At 59.8% G+C, this 11,626-nt stretch carries 6 protein-coding genes; 2 read left to right on the top strand and 4 right to left on the bottom strand.

The window, feature by feature from the left end; translation table 11 throughout:
* Nucleotides 1–101: 101 nt before the first annotated feature.
* Complete coding sequence (locus ABJF10_RS23985) at nucleotides 102–3,758, bottom strand: CHAT domain-containing protein (RefSeq protein ID WP_348547151.1); 3,657 nt, start codon at nucleotides 3,756–3,758, stop codon at nucleotides 102–104.
* Between the two features lie 1,025 nt (nucleotides 3,759–4,783).
* Here ABJF10_RS23985 and ABJF10_RS23990 point away from each other — a divergent pair.
* Together ABJF10_RS23990 and ABJF10_RS23995 are read left to right on the top strand one after the other, a co-directional pair.
* Nucleotides 4,784–6,157, top strand: coding sequence for a KamA family radical SAM protein (locus ABJF10_RS23990; RefSeq protein ID WP_348547152.1), 1,374 nt, complete (start codon nucleotides 4,784–4,786; stop codon nucleotides 6,155–6,157).
* Nucleotides 6,158–6,379: 222 nt separating this feature from the next.
* Nucleotides 6,380–7,816 (top strand): PQQ-binding-like beta-propeller repeat protein, encoded by a 1,437-nt coding sequence (locus tag ABJF10_RS23995; RefSeq protein WP_348547153.1) that lies wholly within the window; start codon nucleotides 6,380–6,382, stop codon nucleotides 7,814–7,816.
* Nucleotides 7,817–7,866: 50 nt separating this feature from the next.
* Here the strand turns inward: ABJF10_RS23995 and ABJF10_RS24000 are convergent, their stop codons facing one another.
* The 3 genes from ABJF10_RS24000 to ABJF10_RS24010 form a co-directional block, all read right to left on the bottom strand.
* Complete coding sequence (locus tag ABJF10_RS24000; protein WP_348547154.1) at nucleotides 7,867–9,708, bottom strand: hypothetical protein; 1,842 nt, start codon at nucleotides 9,706–9,708, stop codon at nucleotides 7,867–7,869.
* A 62-nt stretch (nucleotides 9,709–9,770) separates the two neighbouring features.
* Entirely contained in the window at nucleotides 9,771–11,048 is a 1,278-nt protein-coding gene (gene larA / locus ABJF10_RS24005; RefSeq protein ID WP_348547155.1) for a nickel-dependent lactate racemase, read from the bottom strand.
* Nucleotides 11,049–11,105: 57 nt separating this feature from the next.
* On the bottom strand, nucleotides 11,106–11,626 hold a 521-nt coding region (locus tag ABJF10_RS24010; protein ID WP_348547156.1), incomplete at its 5' end, for a hypothetical protein.

Genomic DNA, 11,626 nt, shown 5'->3' on the forward strand with positions numbered 1-11,626 from the left:
TTTACCGCGGGGACTTCGCTAACTTTTTGCAGAAAGGATGAAATATCCGGGTTAGCTCAATTGGCAGAGCAAGCGACTCCGAATCGCAGGATCGCTGTAAGTCATTTCTTTTCCCACGGTCGTTGCTCAATTACGATAATCAGTTCTTTTGCAGTCTTTATGTCTACTGCATCCACTTGGTCGAGGGATTCGTAGTTTTGCAATGCGGCGCGGGCGTAAATCAATGCGTCGTCCCAGCGCCCGGAATTTAAGAGCGCTACGGCAAAATTTAGGCGCGTCCTGGCGGCGGCGCCCACCTGCCCCGTCTTCTCTAGCGCGTAAATCGCGGCGGCGAAATGCGATTTAGATTGTTCGATGTCCCCGAGATAAGAATAAACGGTTGCGAGTCGATCTTGGACCTGTCCAATCGCGCCGACGGCGTAAGATGGCAAACGTTCGAGAGCCTCTAGATATGCTTTCAAAGCATTCTCTAAATGACGCTTTCGCTCGTCGTCTTGCGCTTGGCTCACAAAGGCCTCCATAAAGCTGTCGTATGCGATGGTGCCAAGCTGGTTAAAACACGTAGAGAGATTCCGACTATCTGATTTCTCAATGTTGTTGATGGCGTACCGGCACCAATGCTCCGCTTTCGCGAGGTCGCGCAATTTGGGCACGTCCAAATATGATTGTGCTAGACTTTGAGCACACAAAACCACCCCCGGTAAATTCGCTACTTTAGCGTGTAAATCGAGGGCCATTTTATAGGTATCGACGCACGAGGGATCTCCCTTCCCTTTTTGAATTCTGGCTAAATCTTGAAGCGAAACCGCCAGATTCTCTACTTTCACTCGTTGGGTTGATGACAAGTTGGAGGGCTCCTGTATCTCCGCAGCGTTCGAGATCCTCTTTTGGAAATCAACTTGTAGAAGTTGCAATCGTTCGGCGTCATTGACGCGTCCCTCTTCCCAAGCCAACGGAACTCGGTATTCAGTAACGAACGTCCACCCATCTTCGCGTCCGGGCAATGGGCCATCTGTTTTCGGATCGACGAAACTCGGAACGATCTCTTCTACCAAAGCTTTCCACTCAGCTTCATTGTCGGTTTCCGAACAAAGAAAACGTAAGCCCCTCATGCAGCGTATCAATGCTTCCCACCATCCGTTGGAAAGCGCCAGTCGCCTAGCATTTAGAATGTTGGCCTTTTGCCGCGCAAGAACATGAATGATTTGGACTTTGTTAGATTCCTTCAAAAAGGCATTGTAGCAAAGTGCCGCGAGAATCCCGATTGACTCCACGAATGCCCGCGTCGCCCGCGTCTCATCGTTTGAATAGTTCTTGTGAAAGAGCCTTTTTAGAAACCAAGGAAGGATGGGATGTATTGAATAATTGCCCTTTCCATGCGACGTGAGGAGTCCCGCCTCTGATGCTTTGTCAAGTAACGCGATCCGCTCTTCTCGGCTCAATCCGTGTAATTCTGGGAGGTGCCAGTCGTTTGCTGGGTCACCCATGCATCCGTATGTGCTTGCCTGCACGAATTCACGAAACAAATAAAGCAGCGAAATCTGTCTTTGCTCCCTTTTGTTAAAGGTATGCTCGAAACCGTAGTCTAGTGAGGCACCCAAAGATTTAGATCGCCCTTCGCTCTTTTCATCCTCAAATGCCGTTTCTCCCGCGCGCACAGCGGCGACGAATATTTCGATTTGCTCTTTCGATTGCAGACCATCGCGTAGTGCTTGGCAGACCAGTACTGTGAGGGTTAGCGGGTTCCCTTGTGTGAAGCGCAATAGTGGTATCCAGTCTGCAACCTCTGTAAGCCGCCGCCCACTTTTTTGTGCAAGCGCTCGTGCCAGCTGCACGCGTTCCTGCATCGGCATTGGTGGCATCTCAATGCGCATAGGCAAGTCGCCCAACCAGCCGCGTTCGTCGCGGCGAGAGGTTAGCAGAAACTTTGCTTTGGTGCCCCGCGCCGCACGTAAAAAATCGGCCAATGCCTGCTGCTCTGAGGTGCTCCATCTCGATGGTGCGCCCGCTGGGAATCCCGCAATGGGTTCGACGTTGTCCCAAATCCAGAGTACCGCATTTTGCGCGAGGATTTGGAGTGCCACGTTGCGGCGTGCCTCATCTGGCAGCGCCAGCCAATGGACGCCCGATTGTGCCAGGGCACTGCTGAAAACGCGACCAACAGCCTCGTTCAGCGCCTGCGATAGCGTCGTTTTTTGCTCGAACGACGTAAATAGAACTGGTCCTTTGATGCCGCCGGTCAGGTGATACCAGCGAGCAAATTCGGCGGCAGTGGAGGTCTTGCCACTCCCGGCAAAGGCATGCAGAACCACAATAGATTGCGTATCGAACGCGCGGTCAAGAGCAAGGAGCGTCTCATCGCGTCCAAAAAAACCGGCATCCGGGCGAACTTCCAACTCGCTCGACAGGCCACCCGAGGCGGGTGCGACGGCGTCGGCGCTGACGGTGATTTTGAATTCGGGCTTTTGAACTGGTTTAGAGAATAGCACCACCGGCGCGGCTTCATAAACGATGGGCACCATCCAGTCCTGCAAGGGGCGTGGTGTGTAGGCAATCTCGCGCAGTGGTTGGGCTACGAGTTGCTTGCGGCCGAGAGTGACGGCTTCACCTAGCGCTAGCCCAGCTACAAGTGATTCGTAGAGATCAGCCACAAACTGCGCAGCAGTGACAACGTACACGTTGTAACGCATCGCCACCACGCCCGCGACGCCTGTGTCGACCACCTCCTGTGCGAATGAGCCAAATGCTCGCACCTTTGCGTGAATGTCCTCATTCACGCTGGATTTTGTATCCGTGTTCTCCGCTGTGTGATTCGGTTCTGGTGGCGTCTCCGCGTGCGCTGAGCGGCAGGCATTAAGAACCAGCACGGGCACATTTGTTTCCACAAGAAGCTGTCCCAACGCCGTCCCATCGACCAACTGATGATTGCCTTTAAATGCGGGATTTTCGAAAACTAGATAGCCATGCGATCCAGCGCGTACGCCACTGAGCATCAGCGGGCTCAGTTGGCGAAGAAATTCGGAAGCGTCGCCAGCGTTCGTCCCCTCGATATACGCACCATGCCCATCGAAGTGGACGACGTGGTATGGGTTGCCACACTTTTTTGCGGCGCGGAGAACTTTGCCCAATTGCTCGAAAGTTGGGGGGCGTAATACGTCGAGATGGAACGCTCCGCGAACGCTCTCGCCGAGGCCCTTGACAAGACGACTGGCGACGGAGCGAAACGGCACGTCTTCATCGCCGTTCGGTCGGCAAATCACAAGCAGTATGCGAATCGGTCCGGCGGGGCTCTGTTGCAGATTCGGGCGATTTGCGGTCTGATGGGCCGTGCGCACGAAGGCGCTGGTGCGTACGGCTAGCGGCGCATTGGTTTTCGGATCGCGCAATAGTTCCCACGGCAACGCCGTCGCTTCGCGCACGCCGGTAATGATTTCCACCCGGGTGTCACTCAACCGATCACGCAGCGTGGCCCACAAGTCGCGCGCATCGTCATTGGCGTAAAATAGCGCCTTAAAAAGCCCAACGCCCATTTCTGTAATGCGTCCTTCGATACGTGCTGCGATCTGTGGCGCGGGATCTGCGGTGTGTTGCAGGTAATCCTCAAGATACCAGCGCAGGTCTTCGCGATCTTGTGCAGTGAGCGAATAGCTAAAGTCAGCTGTCGCGATTTGTCGTGGATATCCATCGCGCTCAAGAGAGATTTCGACACGATATTTGCCGGGTCCGATATCGGATTGAGTCAGGCGCAGCGTCGTCATAGAAACGAAATCCTCGGCTAGTTGGGGAGCAGTGAATCGGAGTTGGTCGAAAAGTGCGAGCATGCAGAGGAGCGCCACTCCAGACAAGGGAGCATCAGCGTTCGCGCCGTCGACTTGACATATTCCCGCACTTTGCTAGCCTGTGTGATGCCAATTGGGGTGAGAAGGACGACTAGTGACCGTGCGAGATTTATCGGCCCGGGTTGTGGAGAGGAAAGGCGTTTCCAATGCAGCCAGATGCCATGCCCAGATCAGCGAAGCAATCCGCCGCGTTCCCGGACGGACGCGTCCTCGCGTCGGCGAAGCAGCAGTGCCAGGAGCCAGGATTCGAGAGCCAAGTGGCGACCCTTTCTGCGGTGGGCAGTAGCCAGGCCGCTCCTGCGTTCTCCCATCGCGGCTCAGCCCCCTTTACTCTGATGTTCCGAGAAGTTCCGACCAGTTCCGACCCTAGAAATGCGACCCCACCCTGACTCCCTGCACCGATGACTGATCACTTGGCTCTTGGCTCCCGCTTCTTGGCATTCCTCCACAGAGGCGATCGCACTCAATCGCACCCATCCGATGACTTTGGCATCACTGATTACTGGCTACTTGGCACTTGGCACTTGGCTCTTTGGCCCTCCCTCCACAGAGGCAATCGCACCCAATCGCACCCATCCGAATGACTTGTCTCCGCCCCCTTATTCACCCCTTCGCTCCGTTCGTTTCCTTCTGTTGAAAAAACGCCCTTTTCCGCTTCTGTTGCCTCCATTGGCCCCATTGGCCCGGTGGGCTCCATTGGCTCCATTGCGGAAAATGGCCTTTTAGAGGGCAAAAATGGCCATTTCCCGGAGTTTCACCCCACCAATTTGACAACCGGCCACGGCCCGTGAGATGTTCCCAGTCCAACACCGCTTCCCAAAGCACCCAAATGCTTCAGCTTCGGTTCACGGATATCATGGTTTCTCGATAGCGACGGCTACCGCCGTTCGCGCAGGTTCGCGCGAATCTCTCACCACACCACCAACACCAGTACCACTGCCTCTATGTTCATCGATACCGCTCACGTCGACCCGCCGACTTCCGCCACCCCCTCCGCCGAGCCTCCGAGTCGGGCTTTTTTGTCCGATCATCGTGCTCTCCGCCGCGACGAGTTCTGGCGCGGCGTCCCCGCTTACGCAAAGGTGAGCGCGGAAGAATTCCGGACTCACACGTTCCAAAACAAACACACCGTCACCAACCCGCGCCAGCTCCAGGAAACGCTCGGCGCGCTCGCTCCCGAGGGCTTTTACGCGGATCTCGAGGCCGCCCTCGCTCATGCGCCCATGGCCTTGCGCATCTCGCCCTACCTGCTGGGCCTCATCGACTGGAGCGATCCGCTCCGCGATCCCATCCGCACGCAGTTTCTCCCGCTGCGCTCGCAGCAGGAGCCGGATCACCCGATGCTGCAATTCGACTCGCTGCATGAGCAGGAGGATTCCCCGGTGCCCGGCCTCACGCATCGCTACCGCGACAAGGCGCTCTTTCTTCCGCAGCTCAGTTGCCCGGTCTATTGCCGCTTCTGCACGCGCAGTTACGCCGTGGGTTCGGACGCGCCCGGCGTGGCCAAGCTCGCCCTCAAGACCAGTCTCGCGCGCTGGGAACAGGCTTTCACTTACATCGCCAATCAGCCCGATCTCGAGGACATCGTGATCTCCGGCGGCGACAGCTACAATCTCAAGGCCGACCATCTGCAACTCATCGGCGAACGCCTGCTGAAGATGCCGAACATCCGGCGCATTCGCTACGCGACGAAAGGCCTCTGCGTGTTGCCGCAGAAGATCCTCAGCGATCACGCCTGGACCGACGCGCTGACCCGCGTGGTCGAGCTCGGCCGCTCGCTGCACAAGGACGTGGTCGTGCACACGCACTTCAATCATCCGGCGGAAATCACCGGCATCACGCAGGACGCGATGGACGTGCTCGTCGAGCGCGGCATCCACGTCCGCTGCCAGACGGTGCTGCAACGGACGGTGAATGATGATCCCGCGACGATGACCCTGCTCGCGCGCCGCCTCAGCTACGTGAACATTCATCCTTACTACGTCTACATGCACGACATGGTGCCCGGCGTGGAAGACCTGCGCACGCCGCTCTCCGCCGCGCAGAGCCTGGAAAAACATGTCCGCGGAGCCACCGCCGGCTTCAACACGCCGTCCTTCGTCCTCGACGCCCCCGGTGGCGGCGGCAAGCGCGACGTGCACAGCCCGGAGCGCTACGACTCCGCGACGGGTGTGAGCGTTTTCGCCAGCCCGAGCGTGAAGCCGGGGAAGAAATTCCTCTACTTCGATCCGCTCCACGCCCTCGACGAAGATCACCGCCAGCGCTGGGCCATTCCCGCCGAACGCCGCGCCATGATCGACGCGGCACTGGCCGACTAAGCGCGCATCTGCTTCCATCGGCCGCGCATGATCCGCTCCCCCATTTCACGCCGTGTCCTGGCGCTCGTGTCGTGTCCTGTCGCTGGTGCCGCTCGCCGCACCAACGCCAACGGCGTTTCATCATCCAGCCCAAGGTTGCGAGGAACGAGCTACCCTGGGTGCCAACAACCACAACGCGGCCTACCCTGAAAGGGTTGAATCCGTATTTCGATCATGAAGAAAATGCAGCCCCTTCGAAGTAGATGCGTCGCCTTCGTGGCGGCGGTGGTGATGTCTGCTTCCGCCTTCGGCGCAGACACCGACTGGCCGCAGTTTCGCGGCCCGGGTGGGCTGGGCATTGGCACGGGGAAACCGCCGGTGGAATTCGGCCCGGAGAAGAATGTGCTGTGGAAGATCGATGTGCCCTTTGGGCATTCGTCGCCATGCATCCTCGGCAACCGGATCTTCCTGACGGGGCTGGACGACGGGAAGCTCGTGACGTTGTGCGTCGATCGCACCGATGGACACGAGCTGTGGCGGGCCGTCGCTCCGGCGGAGAAAATCGAGCCCATCCAGCGCATCGCCAGCCCGGCCTCGCCGACGCCCTGCACCGATGGCCAGCGCGTGTATGTGTATCTGGGTTCGTTCGGCTTGCTGGCCTACGACCTCGACGGCCACGAGCAATGGCGCCACCCGTTGCCGACGCCGATCGTCGAGTTTGGCACTGGCGCATCGCCGATCCTGGCCGATGGCAAGTTGATCGTCGTCTGCGATCAGGACATGGGCTCGTATCTGCTGGCCGTCGACGCCGCCACCGGGAAGCAGGTCTGGCGCACGGAACGCCCGGAGTTTCTGCGCAGCTTCTCCTCGCCGTTCTTGTGGAAGCACGACGGGGGAGAGGAACTCGTCGTCGCCGGTTCGCTCTGGGTGAGGGGCTATGGCGTGAAAGATGGCCACGAGCTTTGGTCCTGCCAGGGTACCGCCCGCGTATCGAACGCGACACCGGTGGCGGGTGACGGGATGCTGCTTGTCTCGAGCTGGAATGTCGGCGGCGATGACGGCGACCGCGTGACGATGGCGCCCTTCGATGAATTCCTCGCCGCCAATGATCTCAATCACGATGGCCTGCTCACCGTGGACGAGTTTCCACCTGGACCGGTCAAGAGCCGCTTTTCGCAAATGGACGTGAACAAGGACGGCCACGTGACCCGCGAGGAGTATGAGCACATGCGCGACATGTTCGCGCAAGCGGTGAACCAGTTGTTCGCCATCCAGCCCGGCGGCCACGGCGACATCACCAAGACGAAGGTGCTGTGGACCGTGTCACGCCATCTGCCTTACGTCTCCTCGCCGCTCTGCTACCAGGGCCGCGTCTACGCCATCAAGAATGGCGGCCTCGCTTCCTGCTACGACCAGCGCACCGGCCAGACGATCTATCAGGCCGAGCGACTCGACGCTCCCGGCGACTACTACAGTTCCGCCGTCGCCGCCGACGGACGCGTCTATGTCGCCTCCCAAAAAGGCACGGTCGTCGTCATCGACGCCAGCCAAGACGCGACGCAATTGAAAGTGTTGGCCCGCAACGCAATGGGCGAGCAAGTTTACGCCACGCCCGCCCTGCTCGACGGCCACATCTACCTGCGCACCGAGAAGCACCTCTTCGCCTTCGGCGAGAAGTAACGAGTGTGGTGTAGGGCGTGTGTCCCCGCGCGCCGGGATCGCGCTTTTAATTATTTCTTCGAGTCTTCCCGGAAGTAGAACGTCTCCCCGCTCCCTTCCTCCTGCAGCCTGGCGATGATCTGGCCGATGATCTGCAGGTCGGTGTCACTGGCGACGAGAAAATAGACGACCGTCTTGCTCCCGACCGTGCGGAGCAGATAGTCGGCGCTCAAGTTCGCCTCATGTTCCTTGAGGCTCGCCACGATGAATCGAGGCGCGTCGAAGCGGGGTTTGATCACGCCTTCCCAAGCGACGATTGCCAGGGGGGCGCCGCTCATGCTCGTCGGGAGTTGGGTCTCGCGCCGCATTGGAACGGAATAGACTGCGGTTTCAGAATCCGCATCGCGCTGGGTGATATACTGCGACCACGACGCCGGCAGCGGATGAAAAATGTAAATGCCCGGAGTCCGGAAATTCGGGCAATTGAAGCCGGAATTTTCGGCACTGGCATCGACCGGCATGATCACCTGCACCTGTTCGTCCTTTCCAGAGGGCACGTAGTATGCGTCGCTGTCGGGGAGGTAGAGCCGGGTGAGACCGGCCACATCCGCATAGAAGGGCTGCAGGACCAGGGTAGTCGCCGGGGTGGCGCCCGATTGCTGCAATTGGCGGGTCGCCGCGGCGCAGACGTTGCCCATGCTGATGTCAGTGCGAAACAAGCTCAGGAGGCGCTGGGGGTTGAGAGAGGTGGCAATCACCACCAGCAGCACGCAGATGATGCCGCCTTGAATGGCGAGGTTCGCGGAGCGGGCCAGGGAGCGGGACCACGCCCAAACGCAAGCGACGCCCATCAACAAAAGGGGCACGTACAACAGACAGTTGCGCTCGTAGGGTAACTTCCCGGATTTCACGGCGTAGAGTAGCGTCAAGCCCACGGAGCCCAGCGCTGCCCAGCCGATCCAGTGGCGCTGCTTGGGGATGCAAGTGATGAGCCAGCCGAATAGCCCAAGCACGCCGACCGCGACCCACCAACCAGGAAGCACGTAACGGGTGATCGCAGCACTCTGCGCGATGAATTCATGAATATTGCTGGCGGTCAGCCCATAACGCGATTGTTCGTGTGCGAGCACGGACCAGCGATCGAGCAGAAACTGGCCAAGCGCGATCGCCGCCAAAGCGCCTCCACCGATCCAGCCGATGAGCGCTGCTTCCCGGGTGACGGACTGCGAGGAAGCGGCAGCGTCGTCCTTTTTCATCAGCAACCAAAGCAAGACCGCCGCGCCCACGGGGATGAACCACATGAAGAGCGTGGACATCAAATTGAGAAGCTGAAGGTAGCTGATCGCGGCGAACACGAGCATGCTCCAATGGGGCTTGAGGCGGAGCAGCAAGCGCTCGACCATGGCGATATTCACCATCATGAGAAAGAGGCCCATGGCAAAGCCCCGGGCCGTTTGGCCGTAGTGAAAAATGCCGGGGCAAAGGCAGAAAGCGATGCCGGTGAGGGCGGCCAGATAGATGGATTTGCAGCGGGCATGGATCCACGCTCCGAGCAAGGTGGCCGCGCCAATGTTGGCGAGGAGCGATGGTAGGCGTGCGCTGCGCTCGGTGAAACCGAGAAAGAAGGACCCGATGGAGATCGCCCAGCAACTGACGACGTGCGCATTCCAGCTTTTCCAATTGCTCAGCGGACGGGCGAGACCGTGGACCGTCTGCGCCAGAGAAAAGCGGGGTTTGGCCGCGAGATCGGCCCGTGTGGTGAAGTAGCCAAACGACGTATAGGCATCCATCGTGAAGGCTTCATCCATCTCCAAGGGACGATTGAGCGTCGGGAGCCAGACGACCAGCGCCCCCGACAGGGCCGCAAACAGCACCAGCAACCAAAGGGTCGAGGCGCGAAATGCTTTATCCATTTCCCGTCCTCTGCGATACGTTGGGCGATGTCAAGCCGGGCACTCCTGCGTCGCGCGAGTGACTACGCGTGGACGCCATCCCTCGCCACATAGGGAATGGTGAGCGGTCCCTGCGGCAACACCGCAATGCGCGTGTCGGGCCGCAGCCGCGCCCGCACCGCCTCGGCGATGTGAGGGCAGGGGATCAGGTGCGCCGCGCGTACCGTGTCATCATCCAGCGAGCTGTGCAGTTGCACTTCCGCGCGTCGCTGAATGAGCGCCTGGATCTGCCCCGCCCACTGCTCGGCGAAGGAGAAGCCCGGCTCGGCAAGCTTGGCGAGCAGCGCCTCGCCGTTGGGCACGCTGCGGATCAACTGGTCGTGCGGACTGCCCGCGGGAATCCCCTCGCGGCACTCGGCCGCCATGATGATCAATCCACCATCGCGCACGATCAATTCCGCGGCGCGCATGCCTTTGCCGCTTTGGTAAAGATTCATGTCCAGTGGGTAACCGCTGTTCGTGGTGATCACGACATCGAACAGGCCCGGCACCTTTTGCATCGCGCTGGCGCGGACAAACTCCGTGCCCGCGCGGTGCGCCGCGATGAGATCGCCGGCAAAAATCCCGGTGATCGCCCGTTCCCGGTTGAGCGTCACGTTGACCAGAAAACTCGGGCCGATGCGCAGGGCAATGTCGCGCATGTCCTCCCAGATCGGGTTGCCGACCGTCATCCCGAAGGTCGCGCGCCGGTCCCCGATGTTGTGCACGCCGTGATTACTCTGCACCGTCTTCAAAGCCGCCACCCCCGGCATGATTCCCTTCGGTCCACCACTGAAGCCGGCAAAGAAATGCGGCTCGATGAAACCGGTGATGATCCGCACATCCGCCTCGACGAGATGGCGGTTGATCAACGCCGGCACCCCGGTGCGCGTGGTGCCAAAGGCCACGCACGCGTCGTCGTTGTGTGGCTCGTGATTGACGCAGCGATACCGCGCGACGACCTCCGCCGTGAGCATCATTTCCAGCTCTTCGCGCGTATTGGGACGATGCGTGCCGAGTGCATTCAGCAGCGTGATATCCTCCCGCCGCACGCCGGCCTTTTCGAGATACTCCAGCAGCCACGGGATCAGCCGGTCGTTGGGCATCGGTCGCGTGATGTCGGTATGAACGATGGTCACCCGCTTCCCGGCCACCGCCAGTTGGCGTAGTGGCGGTGACTCCACGGGCGCGTCGAGTGTGGCGAAGAGTGCCCCGCGCTCATCGGCGAGGCCGGGCGCGTGCGTGGGCTCGATGACCGTGGTGCGATCGTCGGGCAACTCGACGTCAAGCGTGCCGCGTCCGTAGGCGAGCGAAATCTGCATTCGCCCAAAATCGACGTTCAATCCACCACTGTCCAGCGTGTGTCGTCGTCGTCGGCCCTACTTCTTGCGTGCTTGCGGTGGTTCGTTGTCGGTGGTGATCGCGAGAGTCGTGGCCGAGACGCCGTTGAGATAGCTCTCCAGCACGATTTTCGTCACCGGCGCGCGGTTCGCGACCGGCAGGGTAAAATAACGCACATGATGCTTCATCACGACGCCGTCGGCCCGCTTCGATCCAGGCACATCCTCCCGGCTGGGGTAGTCGATGAACACATCGCCAGTGTACAGTTCCTCGACCTGCTTCTGTCCATCAGCGTGTTCGATGCTCACCTTCATCGCCGGTTTGTGCGAGTCCGCTCCGCCGCCCCATCCCGCAACGCCGCCGAGAAAGTGCAGATTGCCGATTCGATAGCCCACCGGAAGCTCCACGCGCTGCGGCATGGTGCCCGCGTAAGTCGTTTCGTTCACACTGTTCTTCAGCACGATGACGTTCCCACCGGTGGGCGTGGTGCTCGGATCGGGCAAGGCGAAAGGCACGCCTTCCACCGTCACGACTCCATAGCGCTTCGGATGCACCGTAT

This window comes from Chthoniobacter sp., from assembly GCF_040003245.1.
GTDB lineage: Bacteria > Verrucomicrobiota > Verrucomicrobiia > Chthoniobacterales > Chthoniobacteraceae > Chthoniobacter.

What these genes read in the sequence shown, in the direction of transcription:
- ABJF10_RS23985 (WP_348547151.1), bottom strand. Translation starts at nt 3,758, where the DNA reads ATGACGACGCTGCGCCTGACTCAATCCGATATCGGACCCGGCAAATAT.
- ABJF10_RS23990 (WP_348547152.1), top strand. Translation starts at nt 4,784, where the DNA reads ATGTTCATCGATACCGCTCACGTCGACCCGCCGACTTCCGCCACCCCC.
- ABJF10_RS23995 (WP_348547153.1), top strand. Translation starts at nt 6,380, where the DNA reads ATGCAGCCCCTTCGAAGTAGATGCGTCGCCTTCGTGGCGGCGGTGGTG.
- ABJF10_RS24000 (WP_348547154.1), bottom strand. Translation starts at nt 9,708, where the DNA reads ATGGATAAAGCATTTCGCGCCTCGACCCTTTGGTTGCTGGTGCTGTTT.
- larA (WP_348547155.1), bottom strand. Translation starts at nt 11,048, where the DNA reads ATGCAGATTTCGCTCGCCTACGGACGCGGCACGCTTGACGTCGAGTTG.